25 protein-coding genes are annotated in these 22,747 nt (G+C 64.6%); 16 read left to right on the top strand and 9 right to left on the bottom strand.

Annotated elements, in window-relative coordinates; genetic code table 11:
* The first annotated feature begins 27 nt into the window (after nt 1-27).
* Nucleotides 28-258 carry a ParD-like family protein gene (locus KI611_RS00910; RefSeq protein WP_226417970.1) on the top strand — a complete coding sequence of 77 codons (231 nt, stop codon included), beginning with the start codon at nt 28-30 and terminating at the stop codon, nt 256-258.
* On the top strand, nt 255-1,070 hold the full coding sequence (gene map / locus KI611_RS00905) for a type I methionyl aminopeptidase (RefSeq protein ID WP_226417969.1): 816 nt from the start codon (nt 255-257) through the stop codon (nt 1,068-1,070). The genes KI611_RS00910 and map overlap by 4 nt, the downstream gene beginning before the upstream one ends.
* Nucleotides 1,071-1,134: 64 nt before the next feature.
* On the opposite strand, the gene paaX is transcribed toward map, so the two are convergent.
* From paaX to KI611_RS00890, 3 genes are all read right to left on the bottom strand, one after another.
* Nucleotides 1,135-2,121, bottom strand: a complete 987-nt coding sequence (gene paaX / locus KI611_RS00900) for a phenylacetic acid degradation operon negative regulatory protein PaaX (protein WP_226417968.1) — start codon at nt 2,119-2,121, stop codon at nt 1,135-1,137.
* Between the two features lie 44 nt (nt 2,122-2,165).
* A complete protein-coding gene (locus tag KI611_RS00895; RefSeq protein WP_226417967.1) occupies nt 2,166-3,215 on the bottom strand; it encodes a 2Fe-2S iron-sulfur cluster-binding protein in 1,050 nt (349 codons plus the stop codon).
* An 88-nt stretch (nt 3,216-3,303) separates the two neighbouring features.
* The gene (locus KI611_RS00890; protein ID WP_226417966.1) at nt 3,304-4,332 is read right to left on the bottom strand and encodes a hypothetical protein; all 1,029 of its coding nucleotides are present in this window, start codon (nt 4,330-4,332) and stop codon (nt 3,304-3,306) included.
* 377 nt (nt 4,333-4,709) lie between these two features.
* Here KI611_RS00890 and paaN point away from each other — a divergent pair, with 377 nt between their 5' ends.
* The 13 genes from paaN to KI611_RS00825 all read left to right on the top strand — a co-directional run bounded on the left by paaN (nt 4,710) and on the right by KI611_RS00825 (nt 17,724).
* Nucleotides 4,710-6,377 (top strand): phenylacetic acid degradation protein PaaN, encoded by a 1,668-nt coding sequence (gene paaN / locus KI611_RS00885; protein WP_226417965.1) that lies wholly within the window; start codon nt 4,710-4,712, stop codon nt 6,375-6,377.
* A gap of 9 nt (nt 6,378-6,386) precedes the next feature.
* The gene (gene paaG, locus KI611_RS00880) at nt 6,387-7,181 is read left to right on the top strand and encodes a 2-(1,2-epoxy-1,2-dihydrophenyl)acetyl-CoA isomerase PaaG (RefSeq protein WP_226417964.1); all 795 of its coding nucleotides are present in this window, start codon (nt 6,387-6,389) and stop codon (nt 7,179-7,181) included.
* 4 nt (nt 7,182-7,185) lie between these two features.
* Nucleotides 7,186-8,715, top strand: coding sequence for a 3-hydroxyacyl-CoA dehydrogenase PaaH (paaH, locus tag KI611_RS00875; protein ID WP_264180083.1), 1,530 nt, complete (start codon nt 7,186-7,188; stop codon nt 8,713-8,715).
* On the top strand, nt 8,708-9,187 hold the full coding sequence (gene paaI, locus KI611_RS00870) for a hydroxyphenylacetyl-CoA thioesterase PaaI (protein WP_226417962.1): 480 nt from the start codon (nt 8,708-8,710) through the stop codon (nt 9,185-9,187). The genes paaH and paaI overlap by 8 nt, the downstream gene beginning before the upstream one ends.
* 80 nt (nt 9,188-9,267) lie before the next feature.
* The gene (gene paaK / locus KI611_RS00865; RefSeq protein WP_226417961.1) at nt 9,268-10,593 is read left to right on the top strand and encodes a phenylacetate--CoA ligase PaaK; all 1,326 of its coding nucleotides are present in this window, start codon (nt 9,268-9,270) and stop codon (nt 10,591-10,593) included.
* Nucleotides 10,594-10,661: 68 nt separating this feature from the next.
* Nucleotides 10,662-11,867: a 3-oxoadipyl-CoA thiolase gene (gene pcaF, locus KI611_RS00860; RefSeq protein ID WP_226417960.1), complete on the top strand. Its 1,206-nt coding sequence runs from the start codon at nt 10,662-10,664 to the stop codon at nt 11,865-11,867.
* Between the two features lie 26 nt (nt 11,868-11,893).
* Nucleotides 11,894-13,039 (top strand): ABC transporter substrate-binding protein, encoded by a 1,146-nt coding sequence (locus tag KI611_RS00855; protein ID WP_226417959.1) that lies wholly within the window; start codon nt 11,894-11,896, stop codon nt 13,037-13,039.
* Between the two features lie 76 nt (nt 13,040-13,115).
* Entirely contained in the window at nt 13,116-14,129 is a 1,014-nt protein-coding gene (gene paaA / locus KI611_RS00850; protein ID WP_226417958.1) for a 1,2-phenylacetyl-CoA epoxidase subunit PaaA, read from the top strand.
* Nucleotides 14,126-14,419 (top strand): 1,2-phenylacetyl-CoA epoxidase subunit PaaB, encoded by a 294-nt coding sequence (gene paaB, locus KI611_RS00845; protein ID WP_226417957.1) that lies wholly within the window; start codon nt 14,126-14,128, stop codon nt 14,417-14,419. Before paaA ends, paaB begins: the two co-directional genes overlap by 4 nt.
* Complete coding sequence (gene paaC, locus KI611_RS00840; protein ID WP_226417956.1) at nt 14,419-15,201, top strand: 1,2-phenylacetyl-CoA epoxidase subunit PaaC; 783 nt, start codon at nt 14,419-14,421, stop codon at nt 15,199-15,201. Before paaB ends, paaC begins: the two co-directional genes overlap by 1 nt.
* A 4-nt stretch (nt 15,202-15,205) precedes the next feature.
* A complete protein-coding gene (gene paaD, locus KI611_RS00835; RefSeq protein ID WP_226417955.1) occupies nt 15,206-15,706 on the top strand; it encodes a 1,2-phenylacetyl-CoA epoxidase subunit PaaD in 501 nt (166 codons plus the stop codon).
* Nucleotides 15,707-15,725: 19 nt separating this feature from the next.
* A complete protein-coding gene (locus tag KI611_RS00830) occupies nt 15,726-16,823 on the top strand; it encodes a 2Fe-2S iron-sulfur cluster-binding protein (RefSeq protein WP_226417954.1) in 1,098 nt (365 codons plus the stop codon).
* Between the two features lie 127 nt (nt 16,824-16,950).
* The gene (locus KI611_RS00825) at nt 16,951-17,724 is read left to right on the top strand and encodes an enoyl-CoA hydratase (protein ID WP_226417953.1); all 774 of its coding nucleotides are present in this window, start codon (nt 16,951-16,953) and stop codon (nt 17,722-17,724) included.
* Between the two features lie 60 nt (nt 17,725-17,784).
* Here KI611_RS00825 and KI611_RS00820 read toward each other — a convergent pair whose 3' ends face one another.
* Nucleotides 17,785-18,654, bottom strand: coding sequence for a hypothetical protein (locus KI611_RS00820; RefSeq protein ID WP_226417952.1), 870 nt, complete (start codon nt 18,652-18,654; stop codon nt 17,785-17,787).
* A 135-nt stretch (nt 18,655-18,789) separates the two neighbouring features.
* Between KI611_RS00820 and KI611_RS00815 the strand changes: the two genes are divergently transcribed.
* Nucleotides 18,790-19,860 (top strand): hypothetical protein, encoded by a 1,071-nt coding sequence (locus KI611_RS00815; protein ID WP_226417951.1) that lies wholly within the window; start codon nt 18,790-18,792, stop codon nt 19,858-19,860.
* A 22-nt stretch (nt 19,861-19,882) separates the two neighbouring features.
* Here KI611_RS00815 and KI611_RS00810 read toward each other — a convergent pair whose 3' ends face one another.
* Genes KI611_RS00810 through KI611_RS00790 form a run of 5 tightly spaced genes read right to left on the bottom strand, consistent with a single transcriptional unit; the run spans nt 19,883 to nt 22,746 of the window.
* Nucleotides 19,883-20,485 carry a Maf family protein gene (locus KI611_RS00810; RefSeq protein ID WP_226417950.1) on the bottom strand — a complete coding sequence of 201 codons (603 nt, stop codon included), beginning with the start codon at nt 20,483-20,485 and terminating at the stop codon, nt 19,883-19,885.
* Nucleotides 20,485-20,955 carry a 23S rRNA (pseudouridine(1915)-N(3))-methyltransferase RlmH gene (gene rlmH / locus KI611_RS00805; RefSeq protein ID WP_226417949.1) on the bottom strand — a complete coding sequence of 157 codons (471 nt, stop codon included), beginning with the start codon at nt 20,953-20,955 and terminating at the stop codon, nt 20,485-20,487. Before rlmH ends, KI611_RS00810 begins: the two co-directional genes overlap by 1 nt.
* Entirely contained in the window at nt 20,952-21,317 is a 366-nt protein-coding gene (gene rsfS / locus KI611_RS00800) for a ribosome silencing factor (protein ID WP_226417948.1), read from the bottom strand. Before rsfS ends, rlmH begins: the two co-directional genes overlap by 4 nt.
* Before the next feature lie 6 nt (nt 21,318-21,323).
* A complete protein-coding gene (nadD, locus tag KI611_RS00795; protein WP_226417947.1) occupies nt 21,324-21,980 on the bottom strand; it encodes a nicotinate-nucleotide adenylyltransferase in 657 nt (218 codons plus the stop codon).
* A complete protein-coding gene (locus tag KI611_RS00790; protein ID WP_226417946.1) occupies nt 21,973-22,746 on the bottom strand; it encodes a BPSS1780 family membrane protein in 774 nt (257 codons plus the stop codon). Before KI611_RS00790 ends, nadD begins: the two co-directional genes overlap by 8 nt.
* Between the last annotated feature and the right edge of the window lies 1 nt (nt 22,747).

Here is a 22,747-nt window from a genome sequence, read left to right as displayed (position 1 = left end):
GTATACAAACCATATATCGGTGATCTGATGGGAATCGTCAAAATTTCAGAGCGGATGCATGAGAACTTGCGTCTGACCAGTGGCGCGCTGAGTCGCTCGATCAATGCGCAGGCCGAGCATTGGCTTCGCGTCGGGATGCTTGCCGAGTTGAATCCGAACCTGCGCTATGCCGACATTTGCCAGTTGCTTGTCCAGGCGGAACAGCAGGCCGAGGGGCAGGCGCTTGGCAATGGCGCTTTGTCGGTTGTGGCAGCATGAGCGCTTCCGGACAGGTCACGATAAGGACGGAATCCGAAATTGCCATGGCCCGGCGGGCCGGCATGCTGGCGGCCGATGTCTTGCGGATGATTGCCCCGCACGTCAAAGCGGGCGTCACGACCGATCAACTGGACAAGCTCTGCCACGATTACATCGTCGATGTGCAGCAGGCGATTCCGGCCAATGTCGGCTATCACGGCTACCCGAAGACCATTTGTGCGTCGGTCAATCATGTCATTTGCCATGGAATTCCGTCCGACAAGAAGCTGAAGGATGGGGATATCGTCAATATCGACGTCGCCATCATCAAGGATGGCTGGTTTGGCGATACCAGCCGGATGTACCTCGTCGGCAACCCCAGCACGCTGGCAAAACGCCTGGTCCGAACGACCTACGAAGCGATGCGGGCGGGCATTCGGCAGGTTCGCCCGGGCGCCACGCTGGGTGATGTCGGTCATGCCATCCAGACCGTCGCCCAGCGCGAGGGCTTCAGCGTCGTTCGCGAATACTGCGGGCATGGCATCGGCACCATCTACCACGATGATCCGCAGGTGCTGCATGTCGGCCAACCGGGCAAGGGACTCAAGCTCGAGCCGGGGATGATATTTACCATCGAGCCGATGATTAACGCCGGCAAGGCGGCAATCACGCACTTGCCCGACGAATGGACCGTAGTAACCAAGGATCGCTCCCTCTCCGCGCAGTGGGAACATACCGTGCTGGTCACCGACAGCGGGTTCGACATCCTGACCCCGTGGCCGGATGGCTACGGCGATTACACGCCGATCCTGCCGGTCAGCCCGCCCGCTTGATCTGGCTGGCAGGCTCGTCCGTCGGCGATCGGCGGCCGGCCGGACTGATTCCACCTGGCCGCCGTTACAGCGCCATCGCGGCCAGCGGGTCGTCCTGGGGAAAGCGGTCGGCGTAGGAGGGATCGCAGGGCGGGTTGGTGCCGTCGGCGAGCGTCAGCAAGTGGTCGAGATGCCGCTCCGAGGCGGGCACCAGGCGGCGGTAGAGTTCCTTGCACAACAACCGGGCCTTCTGGCCGGGCCAGTCGACCGGCAGCAGCACGTCGGGCAGTTCCGGGTCGCGCAGCAGCAGACGACGGTAGTCGTGGATCAATAGCGTGCGCAACAGGAAGGCGTCTTCCTCGCCGACCTCGGCCTGGCGGTCGCGGCGCAATTCGGCGAGGGCCGGCAGGTAGGTCGCGACGAACTCGCTGTAGGCGCTGGCCAGCGCATCGAGATTCCAGGCCCGGCGGACCAGATCGGCGTCGTTGGCCGACAGCCCGGAGCGCGAATCGGCCGCAAGCAGCGGCATCAGGCGGTCGAGATAGCCTGACAGGCCTTCGGCGACCAGCGCATCGAAGGCGGCGGTCAGATCGGCCGAGGGATGCACGAAACAATCGGCGCCGAGCACCCCGAAGCCTTGCCAGAACAGCGCCTGGCGCAGTCGCTCGCGCTCCTTCGGCTCGAACTCGCCGACCGCCAGAATCAGCCGCCAGCGGCGATCCCAGAGCGGCGCATGCGAAGCGTAGATGTGGCGCGAGGCCTCTTCGAAACGCCGCCGCCCGGAATTGGTCAGCACGTAGTCGGCGCGCCGGCCGACCGTTTCGGTGCGCAACCATTCTTCCTTGGCGAGCCGAAAGACCGAGGTGCGAACCAGCCGCTCGTTGAGTTCCAGCGGTTCGAGCAGACGGATCAGGCTGCCGAGCCAGACCCGCCCGCCACGCGGCAGGATGGCGTCGCCAAACATGGAGATGATGAGCGAACCGGCCTGGACGCGGGTTTGTTGCCGAAAATCGTCGAGGCGGGTCTTGATCGGTTGAATCACTGTATCGGCTGCAACGGAGAATCTGCGCATGTTAGCGACTCCACCCGGTACTGAACAGGGCGGAGGGCATCAAATCAGGCTGGCAACAGGTGATCGGCATCGGCCGTCACCGGTTGCTGCTGCGCGAAGAAGCCTTCGGTGTGGATCAAATCGTCCCGGGCGCCGAGTTTCTTGATGGTGGCAACACAGGTTTCGACGAACTCCGGGCTGCCGGCGACGAAGATGGTGTGTTTCGACAGGTCGGGAAACATTTTCGGCAACACCGCGTCCACCCGGCCGGCCAGATAGCCTTCGGCGGTTTCGCGGGTCAGCGTCACCTTGTAGTCGAAATTGCGATGCTTGGTACGCCACCAGGCCATCATCCCCTGGCTGTACACGTCTTCTTTGGTGCGCGCCGAGAAGAGCATCGTCACCGGCTTGCGGAAACCGCGGCGCAAGGCGGCTTCGGCCAGCGCCAGGACCGGCGCGAGGCCGGTACCGGCGGCCAGGCAGAGAACCGGCGTATCGACCGCCGGGTCGCCGATGAAGGTGCCGTAGGCGCCGGAAATTTTCAGGCTGTCGCCGATATTCAGGCTGTCGTGTATCCAGTTGCTGGTCTTGCCGCCCTCGGCGCGGGCCACCTGCAGCACCAGTTCGCCATCCGGGCGCGGCGCGTTGGAAATCGAGTAGGCGCGGGCCGGCACGTCGGCGCGTGGATTGCCGACCGTGACGTACTGGCCGGGCCAGTAACGGATCGGCTGGCCGACCGGGCGCATCCGCACTTCAACGACGCGCGCCGCGACCGGGCGCTTGTCGGTCACCACGAACAGCGCGTCTTCGCGCGGCGGGAAGAGTTTGGGCCGGGCATCGAGGGTGCCCCATTCGATGACCAGTTCCTCGGAAATCGGCTTGGCCATGCACATCAGGCCGTAACCCTGCTTGCGCTCGTCCTGCGACAGCGCCATGTCGAGCACCATGCCCTGGTCGAACTGGCCGCCGGTGACCTTGACCTTGCACTCGCCGCAAGCGCCGGCCCGGCAGTTGTTGGGCAGCGCGTAGCCGGCCTTTTCGAGCGCCATCAAAACCGTGTCGCCGTAGTTGCAATCGACCGACTTGCCCGAAGGCTGCATCACGATACGAGCCATTTTCTTCCCCTTTGTCTATTCGTCTCTCTCTTGCGGCAAGGCCGACACCCCTTGCGGAGCACCGGCCGGCAGCATTTCTTATGGCTGCTTAGAAGACCGGAATGATGTCTTCCATGTCGATTTCCGACACTTCCTGGCCGGAGATGCCGACTTCCGGAATGGCCGGGAACGGAATGTTGTAGCGGTCGAGCACGCCCTTCAGGTTGAGCATCGCATTACGCCAGTTTTCCAGCTTGGCTTCGTAGCTCGGGATGCCGAAACCGGCGCCGCGTGCCACTTCTTCGGCTTCCCGCTGGTTGCCGATGAAGTCGGCCGGGAGGTCCCAGAATTCCATCGGTGGCTCGAACAGCACGGCCGACAGGAACAGGTAACCGGCGCGGATCTGCTTGGTGACGACGGCCTTGGTCGATTCGTCGAGGCCCGGATAGTCGCGCTCCATCACCGCCATGCAGATGGCCATGTGCCGGCCTTCGTCACGGCCGATGTTCTTGAAGCCCTCCTTGAAGACGGGTTCGCGGGAGTTGTCGAACATCTGCTTGAAGATGGTCGCGGCAGCGATCTCGCCCATCAGGAAGGAGCTGAACAGGACGGCCAGGTCGTACTTCGGCACCGCCTGCTTGTAACCGGTCCAGTAGCGGCCGCCGTTGAAATACAGCCAGGCGACATTCTTCTGCAGGCGCTTGCCGAGGTCGGTCTTCGGCACGTAGGTCAGCGGGTCCGGATGGCCGAGCAGCTTGGTAATGGCCAGGCCGCACATGATCTCGTGGTTCTGTTCGTCGCGGGTGACCGAGAAGAAGCATTTGCGGACCGGATCTTCCTCATGCACTTCATAGGTCTTGATCAGCGCTTCGGCGAACACCGGCGGTGCCGAGGCGTCGAATACCGACAGCAGGCTCCACCAGTAGGCGATGGATTCGCGCTCTTCCCAGGTGTAGCTGTCCACATCCAGGGTATCCCAGGGCAGCTTTTCCGGATCCCAGTTCTCGCGCAACGAGGCTTCCCAGACTTCCTGCAACTTCTTGGTCTTGCTGTTCCAGGACAGCGGATAAATGTTCGGCTGCGGTGTAGCCGGCGGAAATTCCATCTTGTCCGCGAAACGCTCTTTATTACTTGCCATGTGTGTCTCCTCCTCAGGTCGGATCGTCAGGTAGAAGGTCAGCCCGAAGCAGGCTGCCGTGGAAGCATCATGTTACACATTCATTCGATTAGTCAACGCTTTTTGTATCGCTTTGTGAAAATAGAACGAAACATTTTTGCCGAGGGGGCTGTCAAAGCACTTGAATTTTCCTTATAAAACAGAATTCAATGATTGTTTTTGATGTATTTTTTGGTGCACCGAGGAATGACTTCCCGCATTTAAAACTTCACAACAGGAGCAAATGACGTGATACATTTCATCAACAGTCTTAGCAATAGTTGGTAACGAATTACCCGAAGAACGGCCTTCACCGGCTGTCTCTCGACAAGAAAACGCCCCACTCCCGGAGGAAGCAAATGACTCACCCCCTATTCGAGAAACACCGCGCCACGCTGGACGGCGCCCTGAATGCCATCCACACCCGCGGCTACTGGTCGGCCTTCAATGAAATGCCGAGCCCCAAGGTGTATGGCGAAACGGCGCCGGACGACGGCAAGAAAGCCTACGCAAGCCACCTCGGCCAGCCGTTCGCGCTCAACCAGCCGGGCGAAAGCGGCTGGACCGGCGGCGAGCAATCGCCGTACGGGGTCGCCCTCGCCGTGCAATACCCGGTTTGCGACTTCGCCGCGCTGATCGCCGCCGGCCAGCAAGCCATGCCGGCCTGGCAGGCAGTCGGCGCCGAAGGCCGCACCGGCATCTGCATCGAAATCCTCAGCCGCCTGAACCAGCAGAGCTTCGAACTGGCCCATGCCGTGATGATGACCACCGGCCAGGGCTGGATGATGGCCTTCCAGGCCGGCTCGCCGCATGCCCAGGAGCGCGGCCTGGAAGCCGTCGCCTACGCCTGGCGCGAGCAGAGCTTCGTGCCGGCCGAAACGGTCTGGGAAAAGCCGCAGGGCAAGAACCCGCCGCTGGTCATGAAGAAGCATTTCGAAATCGTCGGGCGGGGCGTCGCCGTCGTCGTCGGCTGCGGCACCTTCCCGACCTGGAACACCTACCCCGGCCTGTTCGCGGCGCTGGCCACCGGCAACGCGGTAATCGTCAAGCCGCACAGCAACGCCATTCTGCCGGCGGCGATCACCGTCCGCACCATCCGCGCCGTGCTCGCCGAAAACGGCATCGATCCCAACCTGGTCACGCTGTGCGTCACCGACAAGCGCGAAACCACCCAGCAGCTGGTCACCCACCCGGCCGTCAAGTCGGTCGACTTCACCGGCGGCAATGTCTTCGGCCAATGGCTGATCGACCACTGCCGGCAGGCCCAGGTCTATGCCGAGCTGGCCGGCGTCAACAACATCGTCATCGACTCGACCGATGCCTACCGCAAGATGCTTGGCAACCTGGCCTTCACGCTGTCGCTCTACTCCGGCCAGATGTGCACCACCTCGCAAGCCATCCTGGTGCCGGCCGCCGGCATCGACACCGAAGAGGGCCACAAGTCCTACGACGAGATCTGTCGCGACCTGGCCAATGCCGTCACCGGTTTCCTGGCCAAGCCGGAAGTCGCCTTCGCCGTGCTCGGCGCCATCCAGTCGGCCGATACGCTGAAGCGCATAGAGGAAGCCGGTTCCGGCAAGCTGGGCACGGTCATCCTCGCCCCGACCCGGCTGGAAAACCCCGATTTCCCCAAGGCCGAAGTGCGCACCCCGGTGCTCCTCGCCTGTGCTGCCGGCGAAGAAGCCAAGTACATGGAAGAGCGTTTCGGGCCGATCAGCTTCATCGTCAAGGTGGCCGATACCGCCGCCGCCATCGCCCTGTCCGAACGCATCATCAGCACGCACGGCGCGCTGACCGCCGGCATCTATTCGACCCGGCCCGAAGTGATCGAGGCGATGACCGCCGCCACCTGGCGTTCCAAGGTCGCGCTGTCGATCAACCTGACCGGCGGCGTCTTCGTCAATCAGTCGACGGCCTACTCCGACTACCACGGCACCGGCGGCAACCCGTCGGCCAACGCCTCCTACGCCGACTCCGCCTTCGTCGCCAACCGCTTCCGCGTCGTCCAGCGCCGCTACCACGTTTGAGGACAGCCCATGAACTTTGACAACATCACCTTTGAAGTCGCCGACGGCATCGCCCGCCTGACGCTGAACCGGCCGGACAAGCTGAACAGCTTCACCGACGCCATGCACGCCGAGCTGCGCACCGCCCTCGACCACGTTCAGGACAACACGGCGATCCGCGTGCTGGTGCTGAGCGGCGCCGGACGCGGCTTCTCGGCCGGGCAGGATCTCGGGGACCGGGCCATGCAGATGCAGGCCGGCAAGATGCCGGACATCGGCAATACCGTCGAACGCAACTACAAGCCGCTGGTGCTCCGTCTGCAGAACCTGCGCGTGCCGACCATCGCCGCGGTCAACGGCATCGCTGCCGGGGCCGGCGCCTCGGTCGCCCTGGCCTGCGACCTGGTGATCGCCGCCAAGTCGGCTTCCTTTCTGCAGGCTTTCAGCAAGATCGGCCTGATTCCCGACACCGGCGGCACCTGGTTCCTGCCGCAACGGGTCGGCATGGCCCGCGCCATGGGCCTCGCCCTGCTCGCCGAGAAGCTGCCGGCCGAGAAGGCCGCCGCCTGGGGTTTGATCTGGCAATGCGTCGAGGACGCCGAGTTCGCGGCGACGGTCGATGCCATCGCCAAACAACTGTCCACCGCCCCGACCAAGGCACTGGTCCGCACCCGTCAGGCGATGCATGCCGCCCCCGGCCACACGCTGGAGCAGCAACTGTCCTTCGAAGGCGGCTTCATGCGCGAACTGGGCTGGAGCCCGGATTACGCCGAGGGCGTCGCCGCCTTCATGGCCAAACGTGCGCCGAATTTCACCGGAGAGTGAAGGCGTGAGTCACCCACCCCTACCCCAACAAACCGTCATCGCGGTGGTCGGCACCGGCGCCATGGGCGCCGGCATCGCCCAGGTCGCGGCGGCTGCCGGCCACCCGGTCAAGCTGCTCGACAACCGCCCCGGCGCTGCCGAAAAGGCGGTCGACGGCATTCGTGCCCAGTTCGCCAAGCTCGCCGCCAAGGGCAAGCTGAGCGCCGAAGCCGCGCAGGCGGCCGGCGCCCGCCTGATCCCGGTCGAGCAACTGGCCGATCTGGCCGATGCCGGCCTGGTCGTCGAAGCCATCGTCGAGAACCTCGCAGCCAAGCAGAAGCTTTACGCCGACCTCGAAGCCATCGTCGGCCCCGACTGCCTGTTCGGCACCAACACCTCGTCGATCTCGGTCACCGCCATCGGCGCCGCCTTGCAGCGCCCGGAACGGCTGGCCGGCCTGCACTTCTTCAATCCGGCACCGTTGATGGCGCTGGTCGAAATCGTCTCCGGTCTGGCCACCGAACCGGCCGTCGCCGCGACGCTGTTCGCCACCGCCGCCGCCTGGGGCAAGACCCCGGTGCATGCCAAATCGACGCCCGGCTTCATCGTCAACCGCGTCGCCCGCCCCTATTACGCCGAGGCCCTGCGCCTGGCCCAGGAAGGCGCCGCCGACTACGCCACGATCGACGCCGTGCTGCGCGAGGCCGGCGGTTTCCGCATGGGGCCGTTCGAGCTGATGGACATGATCGGCCACGATGTCAATTTCGCCGTGACCAACTCGGTGTGGCGCGCCTTCTACCACGACCAGCGCTTCCTGCCCTCGCTGCTGCAGCAGGAGCTGGTCGATGCCGGCTTCTTCGGCAAGAAGAGCGGCCGCGGTTTCTACGATTACCGTGAGGGTGCCGTGAAAGCCGTGCCGCAAAGCGAAGCGGCCCAGACGCCGGTCGGCAAGATCAGCATCGTCGGCGAATCGGCGGCCGCCGAAGCGCTGGTCGACCGACTGCATCACTGCAGCCTGTCGTTCAGCCGTGTCCCTGAAAACGGTGGCCGGATCGCCGAGATCGGCCGCGCCGCGCTCTACGTCACCGACGGCCGCAGCGCCACGCAACGGGCAGCCGAGAGCGGCGTCGCCAACACCGTGCTGATCGACCTCGCCCTCGACTACGGCAAGGCCACGCGCCTGGCCATCGCCGTTGCCGAACAGTGCGACCCGGAGGCCGCCAACGCCGCCTGCGGTCTACTCCAGGCAGCCGGTTTCGCCGTCTCGCGTTTCGCCGACATTCCCGGCCTGGCCGTCATGCGCAGCGTCGCCATGCTCGCCAACGAGGCGGCCGATGCCGTCAATCAGGGCGTCTGCTCGGCTGCCGCCGCCGATTCGGCGATGCGCCTCGGCGTCAATTATCCCCAGGGACCACTCGCCTGGGCCGATCAGGTCGGCCTGCCGAACATCCGCAATGTCCTCACCCATCTCGGCGCCAGCTACGGCGAAGACCGCTACCGCGTCTCGCCGCTGATCCAGCGCGCCGTTTTTGCCGGAAAGAAAATCCATGACTGAACATCACCCCAAACCGACCGCCGAAGAAGCCCAGACCTTGGCTGATGCCACCGCCACGGCGATGTGGGCGCGCGACCGCGCCGCCCAGGCGCTCGGCATGAAGATCGTCCGCGTCCAGCCGGGCAAGGCCCTGCTCACCATGGCGGTTCGCGGCGACATGGTCAATGGCCACCACATCTGCCACGGCGGCATGATCTTCAGCCTAGCCGACACCGCCTTCGCCTATTCCTGCAACAGCTACAACAAGAACACGGTGGCTTCGGCCTGCCACATCGACTTTCTGGCCCCGGCCCGCGAAGGCGAAACGCTCGAAGCCGAGTCCATCGAACAGTCGGCATCAGGCCGCACCGGCGTCTATGACGTCACGGTGCGTACCGCCGACGGCCGGACCGTTGCGCTGTTCCGCGGCAAGAGCTATCGCATCAGCGGCGAAGTCATCGCCGGACTGCAAACGGCAGCAACTAGTTGTTAGGAGGCAAGAGTTGCTAGCAAACCCGCTAACAACTCCAGCTACTAACGACTAACAGCTAACAACCAACAGAGGAGATAACCATGACTGTCAAAAAACCCCTGCCCGGCGACCTCGAGCCGATCGAGAGCGCCAGCCGCGACGAGATTTCCGCGCTGCAACTGGAGCGCCTGAAATGGTCGGTGCGCCACACCTACGACAACGTCGAGCCGTATCGCCGCAAGTGCCTGGACAAGGGCATCCACCCGGACGACCTGAAGACGCTGGCCGATATCGGCAAGTTCCCGTTCATGACCAAGCTCGACCTGCGCGACAACTATCCGTTCGGCCTGTTTGCCGTGCCGCGCGCCAAGGTGGCCCGCCTGCACGCCTCGAGCGGCACGACCGGCAAGTCGGTGGTCGTCGGCTACACCACCAGGGACATCGACAACTGGTCCGACCTGATCGCCCGCTCGCTGCGCGCGGCCGGCGTCCGGGCCGGCGACATGGTGCATAACGCCTACGGCTACGGGATGTTCACCGGCGGCCTCGGCGCCCATTACGGGATCGAACGCGCCGGCTGCTGCGCCGTGCCGATGTCCGGCGGCCAGACCGAAAAGCAGGTGCAGCAGATCATGGACTTCAAGCCGGACGCGATCATGGTCACGCCGTCCTACTCGCTGGTCATCGCCGAGGAATTCGAGCGGCTCGGCATCAAGCCGGCCGACATCTCGCTGAAGGTCGGCATCTTCGGCGCCGAGCCGTGGGGCGAAGGGATGCGCCATGAGATCGAACGCAAGCTCGGCATCGACGCCATCGACATCTACGGCCTGACCGAAGTGATGGGCCCCGGCGTCGCCTGCGAATGCATCGAGAGCAAGGACGGCCCGGTGATCTGGGAAGACCATTTCTACCCCGAGATCATCGACCCGGAAACCGGCGAAGTGCTGCCCGACGGCGAGGAAGGCGAGCTGGTGTTCACCTCGCTGACCAAGGAAGCCTTCCCGGTCATCCGCTACCGGACCCGCGACCTGACCCGCCTGCTGCCGCCGACCTCCCGTTCGTTCCGCCGGATCGGCAAGATCACCGGGCGTTCCGACGACATGCTGATCGTCCGCGGCGTCAATGTCTTCCCGACCCAGATCGAGGAACAGATCCTGCGCGACCCGCGGCTGGCCGGCACCTACCAGATCCTGCTGACGCGCGACGGCCATCTCGACAACGTCGAAGTGCGCTGCGAACTGCAGCGCGAACTGTCCGGCAAGCTGTCGCCGAGCGAGATCCAGACGATCAGCAAGGAACTGCAGCACCACATCAAGACGATCATCGGCATCTCGACGCGGATCACCGTCATGGAGCATGACTCCATCCCCCGCACGCTGACCGGCAAAGCCAAGCGCGTGCTCGATGAACGACCCAAACAGCAGTAGTTAGCTACTAGCTCTTAGCTACTAGCAAAACCACTCGATCCTAACAACTCGATCCTGGATCCTAAAAAATGATTGAAGCTTTTATCTGCGACGCCATCCGCACCCCGATCGGCCGCTACGGCGGCGCCCTCTCCGGCGTGCGTGCCGACGACCTCGGCGCCATTCCGCTCAAGGCGCTGATGGAACGCAACCCGCAGGTCGACTGGACGGTCGTCGATGACATCATCTACGGCTGCGCCAACCAGGCCGGCGAAGACAACCGCAACGTCGCCCGGATGTCCGGCCTGCTGGCCGGACTGCCGATCGAAGTGCCGGGCACCACGGTGAACCGCCTGTGCGGTTCCGGCATGGATGCGGTCGGCCTGGCCGCCCGCTCGATCAAGTCCGGCGAAACGTCGCTGATGATCGCCGGCGGCGTCGAAAGCATGTCACGCGCCCCCTTCGTCATGGGCAAGGCGGAATCGGCCTTCTCGCGCAACGCGGCGATCTACGACACGACCATCGGCTGGCGCTTCAGTAACCCGCTGATGAAGAAGCTCTACGACACGCATTCGATGCCGCAGACGGCCGACAACGTGGCAGCCGAGTTCGCCATTTCGCGCGCCGACCAGGATGCCTTCGCCGTCCGCTCGCAACAGCGCTGGGCCGCCGCCCAGGCGGCCGGCCGCTTCGCCGACGAGCTGGTGCCGGTGCTCATTCCGCAGAAGAAGGGCGAGGCGAAAGTGGTCGATACCGACGAGCATCCGCGGCCGGAAACGACGCTGGAAATGCTCGCCAAGCTGAAGGGCGTCAATGGCCCCGAACTCACCGTCACCGCCGGCAACGCCTCCGGCGTCAATGACGGCGCCTGCGCGCTGCTGCTGGCTTCCGGTGCCGCCGCCAGCCAGTATGGCCTCAAGCCACTGGCCCGCGTCGTCGGCATGGCGACGGCCGGCGTGCCGCCCCGGATCATGGGTTTCGGCCCGGCCCCGGCGGTGCGCAAGGTGCTGGCGCAGACCGGCCTGACGCTCGACCAGATGGACGTCATCGAGCTCAACGAAGCTTTCGCCGCCCAAGGTCTGGCGGTGCTGCGCGACCTCGGCCTGGCCGACGATGCGGCGCATGTGAATCCCAACGGCGGCGCGATCGCGCTCGGCCACCCGCTCGGCATGAGCGGCGCCCGGCTGGTCACCACCGCCGCCTATGAACTCAAACGCCGTGGCGGCCGCTACGCCCTGTGCACCATGTGTATCGGTGTCGGGCAAGGCATCGCCATGGTGATCGAGCGCGTTTGACCCCATTACAACAGAGGAGACTAACCATGAAGCACAGCATCAAGAAGCTCGTTGCCGGTACCGCCCTGGTCCTCGGCGCCTTTGCCGCCGTCGCCGCCGAGCCGATCAAGATCGGTTCCGTGCTGTCGGTCACCGGTCCGGCCGCCTTCCTCGGCGACCCGGAACTGAAGACGCTGCAGATGTACGTCGAGGACATCAACAAGAAGGGCGGCCTGCTCGGTCGTCCGCTCGAACTGGTCCATTACGACGACGGCAGCGATGCCGGCAAGGCCAACGGCTTCACCAAGCGGCTGATCGACGACGACAAGGTCGACATTCTGGTCGGCGGCACGACGACCGGCGCCACCATGTCGGCCGCCCCGCTGGTCGACAAGGCCGGCATCCCGTTCATTTCGCTGGCCGGCGCCGTGGTCATCGTCGAGCCGGTCAAGAAGTGGGTTTTCAAGACGCCGCACACCGACCGGATGGCCGCTGAAAAGGTCTTCGAGGACATGAAGAAGCGCGGCATCAGCAAGGTCGCCCTGCTCTCCGAGTCCTCCGGTTTCGGCCAGTCCGGCAAGAAGGAGACCGAAGGCGTCGCCGCCAAGTACGGCATCACGCTGGTCGCCAACGAGACCTACGGCCCCAAGGACACCGACATGAGCCCGCAGCTGACCAAGATCAAGAACACCGCCGGCGTCCAGGGCGTGTTCATCTTCGGTCTCGGCCAGGGTCCGGCGATCGCCACCAAGAACTACAAGCAACTGGGCATCACGCTGCCGCTCTATCACGCGCACGGCGTCGCCTCGGAAGAGTTCATCAAGCTGGCCGGGCCGGCCGCCGAAGGCATCCGCCTGCCGGCCGCCGCCCTGCTGGTGGCCAGCAAGCTCGACGCCAAGGACCCGCAGAAGCCGATCGTCACCGCCTACTCCAAGTCCTTCAGCGACAAGTGGAAGACCGACGTCTCGTCCTTCGGCGGCCATGCCTATGACGGCCTGATGCTCGCCGTCGATGCCATCAAGCGCGCCGGCAGCACCGACAAGGCCAAGGTCCGCGACGCCATCGAAGCGACCAAGGGCTACATCGGCACCGGCGGCATCGTGAACATGTCGGCGACCGACCACATGGGCCTCGACCTGACCGCCTTCCGCATGCTCGAAGTCAAGAACGGCGACTGGACCCTGGTCCCGTAAGCCGTCGGAGCAGCAGGCAACAACGACAAACCGGTTCCGGCCCGCCCGGAACCGGCCCAACCCCAAGGAGATACTCATGTACACACAGTCTTTCAACGTCCCGGACACACCCGGCGCGAAGACCGTCGCACTGGCTCCAGCCATTGAAGATGCCGCCCTGCAGGCGGCGTTCGACAGCCGCATCGACGCCGATGGGCGGATCGAGCCGCAGGACTGGATGCCCGACGCCTATCGCAAGACCCTGGTGCGCCAGATCAGCCAGCACGCCCACAGCGAAATCGTCGGCATGCTGCCGGAAGGCAACTGGATTTCCCGCGCCCCCAGCCTGAAGCGCAAGGCCATCCTGATCGCCAAGGTCCAGGACGAAGGCGGCCACGGCCTCTACCTCTACTCCGCCGCCGAAACGCTGGGCACCAGCCGCGACCAGATGCTCGACGGCCTGCACAGCGGGCGCGCCAAATACAGCTCGATCTTCAACTACCCGACCCTGACCTGGGCCGACGTCGGCGTGATCGGCTGGCTGGTGGACGGCGCCGCGATCATGAACCAGATCCCGCTCTGCCGCTGCTCCTACGGCCCCTACGCCCGGGCGATGGTGCGCGTCTGCAAGGAAGAATCCTTCCACCAGCGCCAGGGCTACGAAGCGCTGCTGGTGATGATGACCGGCACCGAGGAACAGAAGGCGATGGTCCAGGATGCCGTCAATCGCTGGTGGTGGAAGTGCCTGGCGATGTTCGGACCGCCCGACGCCGACAGCCCGAACAGCGCCCAAGGCATGCGCTGGGGCATCAAGCGGGTGACCAACGACGAGCTGCGCCAGAAATTCGTCGATGCCACCGTGCCGCAGGCCAGGGTACTCGGCGTGACGCTGCCCGACCCCGATCTGAAATGGAACGAGGAACGCCAGCACCACGACTACGGCACGATCGACTGGGACGAATTCTGGGCGACGGTGAACGGCAACGGCCCATGCAACAAGGAACGCCTGGCGACCCGCGTCAAGGCCTACAACGAAGGACAGTGGGTGCGCGATGCCGCGCTGGCCCACCACAGCAAACAGCAAGAACGCGCCACTAAGGAGGCAGCATGACTACCGCATTGAAAGAATGGCCGCTCTGGGAAGTTTTCGTCCGCAGCAAGCAGGGCCTCGAACACAAGCACTGCGGCAGCCTGCACGCCGCCGACGCCGCCCAGGCGCTGGACATGGCGCGCGACGTCTATACCCGCCGGCAGGAGGGCGTCAGCATCTGGGTCGTGCCCTCGGTGGCGATCACCGCCAGCAACCCGGACGAAAAGGGCGAACTGTTCGACCCGGCGGCCGACAAGATCTACCGCCACCCGACCTTCTACGACATCCCGGAAGAAGTGGGGCACATGTAATGAGCGCCGCCATCGACTACCTGCTGCACCTCGCCGACAATGCCCTGGTCCTCGGCCAGCGCAATGCCGAGTGGTGCGGCCATGGCCCGATCCTCGAGGAAGACATCGCGCTGTCCAACGTCAGCCTCGACCTGATCGGCCAGGCCCGCCTGCTCTATCAGCTGGTCGCGACGCTCAAGGGCGGCGACTGCACGGAAGACAAGCTGGCCTATTTCCGCGACACCGGCGAGTTCCGCAACTACACGCTGCTCGAACTGCCGCACCACGGCCCGCTTTCCGGCTACGCCCAGGCCAGCCTCGACTACGGCACGACCATCGTCCGCAACTTCCTCTACAGCGCGCTGATGGCGCTGCTCTGGGAAGCGCTCGAAAAGTCGGCCAATGCCGATCTGGCGGCGATCGCCGCCAAGTCGCTGAAGGAAGTGCGCTATCACCTGCGCCATTCCCGCGACTGGCTGGTCCGCCTCGGCGACGGTACCGATGAATCGCATGCCCGGACCCAGGCGGCGCTCGATCACCTGCTGCCCTACACCGAGGAATTCTGGGCGAGCAGCCCGGCCGAAGCGGCGGCCATCGCGGCCGGTATCGGCATCGATCCGCAGAGCCTGAAGGCCGACTGGGACGGCCTCGTCGATGCCGCGCTGGCCGAAGCAACGCTGCACCGCCCGGCGCTCGGCGGCTATGTACCGGAAGGCAAGAAGGGCCTGCATTCCGAGCATCTCGGCTTCCTCCTCGCCGAAATGCAGAGCCTCGCCCGGGCCCATCCGAACGGAAACTGGTAAGGCGATGACGACGAGCGTCGAGGCCGCCTGGGCCGCGCTGGCCGATCTGGCCGACCCGGAAATCCCGGTCATTTCGCTGCGCGATCTCGGCATCCTGCGCGACGTGCGCCAGGGGCCGGACGGCCTGGAGGTGGTCATCACGCCAACCTACAGCGGCTGCCCGGCGATGGGCCAGATCGAGGACGACGTGCGGGCGACGCTGCTCGCCCAGGGCATTGTCGCCCGCGTCGTCACCCAGCTGGCCCCGGCCTGGACGACCGACTGGATGAGCGAGGCCGGCAAGGAAAAGCTGCGCGCCTACGGCATCGCCCCACCCCACCAGACACCGGCCGGCAGCTCGGTGGTGCGCTTCATGGCCCGCCCGGCCACGGCGGCTGTCGTGCCCTGTCCGCAATGCGGCTCGAGCCACACCGTCGAATCCTCACACTTTGGCTCAACGGCTTGCAAGGCACTCTACAAGTGCCTCGACTGCCAGGAACCATTCGATTATTTCAAGCCATATTAGATTTTCGGAGCATAACGACATGTCCGCCCCCCGCTTTCATGAACTCACCGTCAAGCGTGTCAGCCCCGAAGCGGCCGGCTCGCTGGCGGTCACTTTCGCCATCCCGGCCGCCGCCCGCGAAGCCTTCAGTTTCCAGCCCGGCCAGTTCCTGACGCTGCGTACTCAAATCAATGGCCAGGATGTTCGCCGCACCTACTCGATCAGCAGCCCGCGCAGCCGGCTGGCCAAGGCCGGCGAGCTGGAAATCGGCATCCGCCCGGTCGAAGGCGGCCTGTTTTCCAACTGGGCGGCGCAAACCCTGAAGGCCGGTGCGACGCTCGACGTGATGCCGCCGGACGGCCGCTTCATCGTCAAGAAGCAGCGCGCCATCCATCGCGTCGGCTTCGCCGCCGGTTCGGGGATCACGCCGATCCTGTCGATTGCCGCCAGCACGCTGGAAGAGCAGCCGGAATCGAAATTCACGCTGGTCTATGGCAATCGCCGGATGTCCAGCGTGATGTTCAACGAAGCGCTGCAGGATCTGAAGGACCGTTACCCGGACCGCCTGACGCTGATCCACATCCTCTCCCGCCAAGCCCAGGAGGTTGACCTCCTGCAGGGCCGCATCGACGGCGCCAAGGTGCAAGCGGTAATCGATGCCCTGTTGCCGGTAAAGAGCATGGACGAAGTCTTCATCTGTGGCCCGGAAGCGATGATCGAAGCCACCGAGAAGGCGCTGATCGACGCCGGCGTGCCGGCCAGCCGCGTCTATGCCGAGCGCTTCACCAGCGGCCCGGCAATGGCCGCCAAGGTGCAGGCCGATACCGATGCGGCGGCGACCCGGACGCAGGCTGCCAAGGACATCGCGCTGACCATCGTGCTCGACGGCAAGGAGCATGAGCTGCAGATCGGCGCCGACGAGCATGTCCTCGATGCCGCGTTGAATGCCGGCCTCGATCTGCCCTTCTCGTGCAAGGCCGGCGTCTGCTGCACCTGCCGGGCCAAGGTGTTGTGCGGCGAGGTGGTGATGGACAAGAACTTCACGCTGGAAAGCGCCGAGATGGAACAGGGCTTCGTGCTCAGTTGCCAGGCCCGGGCGACGACCCGGAAACTGGTGGTCAGTTTCGACGATCGCTGAGCAAGCCATCGGCATGGTCGGCCGGGGCGGGTTAAACTGCCGCCTTTCGGCCATGGCCGGGACAAGCATTGATTCAACGTGAGCCGCCGGGAGCACCCCGGAGCGGCCATTTTTTTGGAGAGCAGAGATGACACAGGTAGTTCTGGTTGAAACCCACGGCAAGGTTGGCCTGATCCGCATCAACCGTCCGGAAGCGATGAATGCGCTGAACAACGACGTGGTCGACGGCATCGGCGCGGCGATCGATGCCTTCGAAGCCGACGAAGCGATCGGCTGCATCGTCATCACCGGCAATGAGAAAGCCTTCGCCGCCGGAGCCGACATCGGCTTCATGAAGGATTTCGACTACATGCACGCCTACAAGACCGACTTCATCACCCGCAACTGGGAGCGCATCAAGACGACGCGCAAGCCGGTCATCGCGGCGGTGGCCGGCTTTGCGCTGGGCGGTGGCTGCGAGATGGCGATGATGTGCGACATGATCTATGCCGCCGACACCGCCAAGTTCGGCCAGCCGGAAGTCAAGCTCGGCACCCTGCCCGGCGCCGGTGGCACGCAGCGCCTGCCGCGCGCCGTCGGCAAGGCCAAAGCGATGGACCTCTGCCTGACCGGCCGGATGATGGATGCCGTCGAAGCCGAGAAAGCCGGCCTCGTCGCCCGCATCATCCCGGCCGATCAACTCCTCGAAGAAACGCTGAAGGCGGCGACGACCATTGCCGGCTACTCGCTGCCGGTGGTGATGATGATCAAGGAATCGGTCAATCGCGCCTTCGAGTCGTCGCTCAACGAAGGCCTGCTCTTCGAGCGCCGCGTCTTCCACTCATCCTTCGCGCTGGAAGACCAGAAGGAAGGCATGGCCGCCTTCGCCGAGAAGCGCAAGGCGAGTTTCAAGAACCGCTGAGTTCACCGGGGTGCGCCCTCCGTTGCCGGGGAGCGCCCCCTTTGGCTATTGCCCCGGCCGTTATTTGCCGACCGGCACTGCCTTGCCGCTGCTCACATCCCAGGCCGAGCCATTTTCCAGGCTGATCCGGTAGAACTCGCGCAGCACGTTGCCCATGAAGCCGATCTCGACGATGGAAACATCCTTGAACTGGGTGTCGATGCCATTCGGCAAAATCCGGTTCATTTCGTCGGCGACATCCTTCATGGCCGCCTGCACCCGCTCGTCGTAAGGCGTCATGCTGTACACCAGCGTGGTGTGCGGATTATGCGAAGCGGTTTCCTTGCCGTCCTTGAAGACATTGACGCCGCTGACGCCGACCGTGCGCGTCAGTTCCTTCGCTGCCTCGCTCATCTTGGCGAACACCGGTCCGGTGCAACGCGGCAGCGGCCCATCGCGCAATGGCGTCAAGGCGGCCGTCGCCACGGTGTTGAAGGACATCATGTCGCTATAGCCCGAGCCGCTCTTCACCACGCCCAAGTCGAACCACCAGGGCGCACCGGCTCCCTTGGCGGCCTCGGTGTTGTAGAAACTCTTCAGCGTCAGCGTGATTGGCGGCGGCATGCCGGGCAAGGCCTTGAGCATTTTTGCCGGGGTCGTCGGGTCGGCACTGTGAATGTGCAGCACCGTCACGTGCGGCAGATTGAAGGTGCGCGCCTCGTTTACCAGGCCCAACTTGATCAGGCGCTCACGCAACGGCGGCGAAATCTTGCTGTCGAGAAGCGCAGTGACTTCCGGCGGCAAGCGGTAAACCAGGCCGTAAGTGGCCTTATGCTCGCGAAATGCCGGCTGATCCAGCGAACTGTTATCGACGGCGATGGCCACTGGGGCAAGCAGCCCGGCCCCCAGGCCAACGAGTGATGCTACGACGACTCTGCGCAACGTATTCATAAGGAACTCTCCTTTATTTATTTTCGCGGTAGGTTGTCGGGAATCACACTCCAGCATTCCCTTGGGCAGCATAGCACCGGCGCACTTCCGGGAGATGACAAAGCGCTTTTGCCAAGCTGCTACCATGGCGCCGCCATGCTCAATCCACTGCACCTTTTTGTCGACATCTCCAGCCACGGCTTCGGTCATCTCGCCATCACCGCCCCGGTCCTCAATACCCTGGCGGAAATCGTCCCGAACTACCGCCTGACCATCCGGACACGGCTGCCCGCCAGCAAACTCCGGCAACGCATCGACGTGCCGTTTACCTTGATCGAAGAGCGCACCGATTTCGGCTACGTGATGCTCGACGCCACCCGCATCGACCGGCCGGCCAGCGCCGCCGCCTACCGCCAGGCCCATGCCGACTGGCCGGCCAGTGTGGCCGCCGAAGCGGCCTGGCTGAGCCGGCTCAAGCCGGACCTCGTGCTGACCAATGTCAGCTATCTGCCGCTGGCCGGCGCCGCCGCGGCCGGCATTCCGGCCCTCAGTCTGTGTTCGCTGAACTGGGCCGATCTGTTTGCCCACTATTTCGCTGACGAACCGTGGGCCGCCGCGATACATGCCGAGATGCTCGCCGCCTACCGGGCGGCCAAGGCCTTTCTGCGCGTCACGCCCGGCATGCCGATGGACAGCCTGGGCAACGTCCGGGCCATCGGCCCGATTGCCGCACTCGGCCAAAAACACGACCTCGGCTTGGGCGGCGACCGGGCCGTGCTGGTCGCCATGGGCGGCATCGCCCACCACCTGCCGGTCGACCAATGGCCGCGCCGGCCCGGCCTCCGCTGGCTGGTCGCCGCCGACTGGCAATGCCGTCACCCGGATGCGCTGACCGTCGAGAGCTTCGGGCTGAGTTTTACGGATCTGCTGTGTTCGGTCGACGCGATCGTCACCAAGCCCGGCTACGGCACCTTCACCGAAGCGGCCGCCAATGGCACGCCGGTGCTCTATCAGCGACGGGAGGACTGGCCGGAACAGGACTGTCTGATCGATTGGCTGGCCGGCCATGCGCCCAGTCTGGAGATCGCGGCCGGCCGGCTGGCCGACGGGCAACTGGCTGAAGCGCTGAGCGCCCTGTGGCAGCAACCGCGGCCGCCACGGCCGGCGGTCGGCGGCGCCCGCCAGGCGGCCGAAGCGATCGTCGCCCTCGGCGCCCGGCCAGGCTAGCCGCCGGACGGGCCCGGACTGCTCAGAAGCGCCAGCCGAAACGCTTGAGCAACTCGCCGGTTTCGCAGACCGGCAGACCCATGACCCCGGAAAAGCTGCCCGACAGATGTTCGACGAACATCCCGCCGCGCCCCTGGATGCCGTAGGCGCCGGCCTTGTCCATCGGTTCACCGCTCAGCACGTAATGGCGGATTTCTTCCTCATCCAGCGTGCGAAAGCGCACTTCGCTGCGCGACAGCACGTATTCGGTCCGCCCCATGTGATCGAGCGCCACACCGGTCAGCACGCGGTGGGTGTGGCCGGACAGGCGGCGCAGGATACTGACAGCGTCAGCCATATCAACCGGCTTGCCGATGATCTGGCCGTCGAATTCGAGCGTCGTATCGGCGGCCAGCACCGGGCGCAGCGGCAGCTTGCGTTCATTGACGATTTTCAGCCCGTGCTCAGCCTTGGCACGGGTAACGCGCTCGACGTAAATGACCGGGTCTTCGGCGGAAAACGGCGTTTCATCGGTGGCCGAGTCGCTGCGCAAGCCATCGCGAAAAACGATGGTGTCGAACGCAATGCCCATCTGGGTCAACAGTTCGCGGCGCCGCGGGCTACGCGAAGAAAGGTAAAGACGCATCATCCCTCCCGATGATATGGATGGTTTTTCAGTACGCTGACCGCCCGGTACAGCTGCTCGCACAGCACCAGGCGCGCCATGCCGTGCGGCAGCGTCAGGCTGGACAGGCGCAACTTGTCGTCGGCCTGTTGTTTGAATTCTTCATCCAGCCCGTCCGCCCCGCCGATCAGCAGCGCCACGTCGCGGCCGTCCTGCATCCAGACTTCCAGCCGACGGGCCAGCTTGAGCGTCGTCAGGTCGTCGCCTTTTTCATCGAGCACGACAATGCGACAGCCCGAACCCAGGGCATCGCGGATCCGCCCTTTTTCGGCGGCCAGCAGTTGCTCGCGTGTTTTCGAGCCGCGTGGCTCGGGCTTGATTTCAGTGACGCTGACTGCCAATTCGCGCGGCAGGCGCTTGAGGTACTCGGCACAGCCGTCGCTCACCCAGTCGGGCTGGCGATGGCCGACAGCGAGTACGCTCAGTTTCATTCAGACGCAGCCTGCTCCGTTGCCTTGCGGCGCTGGGAAGGCGTGGCCTGCCAGAGTTCTTCGAGGTTGTAGTACTGGCGCACGGTCGGTTGCATGACGTGGACGATGATGTCGCCCAGATCGACCAGCACCCATTCGCCGCCGTCTTCACCTTCGGTGGACAACACCTCGCCGCCGGCTTCCTTGACCTTTTCCTGGACGTTGCCGGCCAATGCCTTGACCTGGCGGTTGGAATCGCCGGTGGCGATGACCAGACGATCGAACATCGAGGTCAGCTTGGTGGTGTTGATGACTTCGATGTCCTTGCCTTTGATGTCTTCAAGGGCGGAAACGACGATTTTTTGCAGCTTGCGGATATCCATCAGGGTTTAGAGCCTATTTCTGTAGAGTTGGTGAAGGTCAATATAGTCGAGAACGCTATCCGGCAGCAAATAGCGCGCGGAAAGGCCGTTAGACAACAGTTTTCGGATTTGGGTCGCCGAAATGGCGAGCTGGGTCATGGCAAAGGTGGCAATGCGGCCGGCCGGCGCGCTTTTCAACTGCGCCATATCGCTCAGCTGGCGCGTCTTGAACTGGCTGGCCAGTTCCGGCGGCAGGCTGGCGGCTTCGACCGGAAAGCCCGGGCGGTGCGAAATGGCGATATGGGCCAGCGCGAAAAGCTCCGACCAGCGGTGCCAGGTGGTCAAGCCGGCAAAGGCATCGGCGCCGACCAGCAGGACCAGCGATTGCCCGGCGCCGAGTTCGCCCCGCAGGCGCTCCAGCGTATGCACGGTATAGCTCGGGGCGCTCGCTTCGACCTCGCCGGGGTCGATCGAAAACCGGGGATTTCCGGCCGTCGCTTGGCGCACCATCGCCAGCCGCTGCTCGGCCGTCACCTGTGGTGGGCCACGGTGCGGCGGATGCCCGGCGGGAATCCAGCGCACGCCGCCCAGGCCAAGCTGACCGATGGCTTCCTCGGCCAGCCGCAGGTGGCCGAAGTGCACGGGATCGAAGGTGCCGCCGAACAGGCCTAAAGGCTCAGACAATTTCGGAGATGCCGAAAATATCGCGGTAACTGGCGTAGAAGCTGGCAAAGATCACCGGCGCGATAATCAGCGCGATGGGCACCATGACCAGCCCGGCGATCAAACTTGCGGCACCCGGAAAGAGGATCAGCAGCAGGCCGAGCAGGATGCCCGGAACGACCCCGGCAAACAGCAGCAGGCCGATGCTGTAGGCGAGGAAAGGCCGCCAGTTGATCCAGCAGGCGACAAAGCTGAAAAACAGCGACTTGCCGATCGGCAAGCGATGCCAGGCGGCCAGCACCGGGGCGAACCAGTAGGCCATCAGCAGCGGCACGAGCATGATCATGACGACCAGCGAGGGCAGCAGGAAATCGGCATCTTCGACGGCCGCTCGTTCGGCCCGGCTGGAGGCCAGCATGTAGCGCAGCAGATCGCCGCCGTCGGCCAAGGTCGAGGCGCCAAGAATGCCGAGGGTGCAACAGAGATAGAGGGCGCCGAGGCCGATCAGCGTCCTGGTGTTTTCCTTCAGCCCGCCATACAGGGTTTGCAACCCGATCGGCTGGCTGCGTTCGAGGTTGCGCGCCGCCTGCATCAATCCGACGGAAAGACCGGGAATGACCAGCGAAGCCGCCACCGCGCCGATCAGCGGCAGGACGTTGAGGAAAATCACGGTGAACCAGTAGGTGACCACCAGCATCGAGAAAGTCAGCGGATTGCGCCGGAAGATCGCCAAGCCGGCGACGATCCAGCGCCAGCCGGCGGCGGCGGGAAGAGTCTGGGCGCGCACC

Origin of the sequence: Dechloromonas denitrificans, assembly GCF_020510685.1 — a bacterium.
GTDB classification, from domain to species: Bacteria; Pseudomonadota; Gammaproteobacteria; order Burkholderiales; family Rhodocyclaceae; genus Azonexus; species Azonexus denitrificans_A.
The sequence above is the reverse complement of the archived record's forward strand: the minus strand, read 5'-3'. Positions and strand labels throughout refer to the sequence as shown.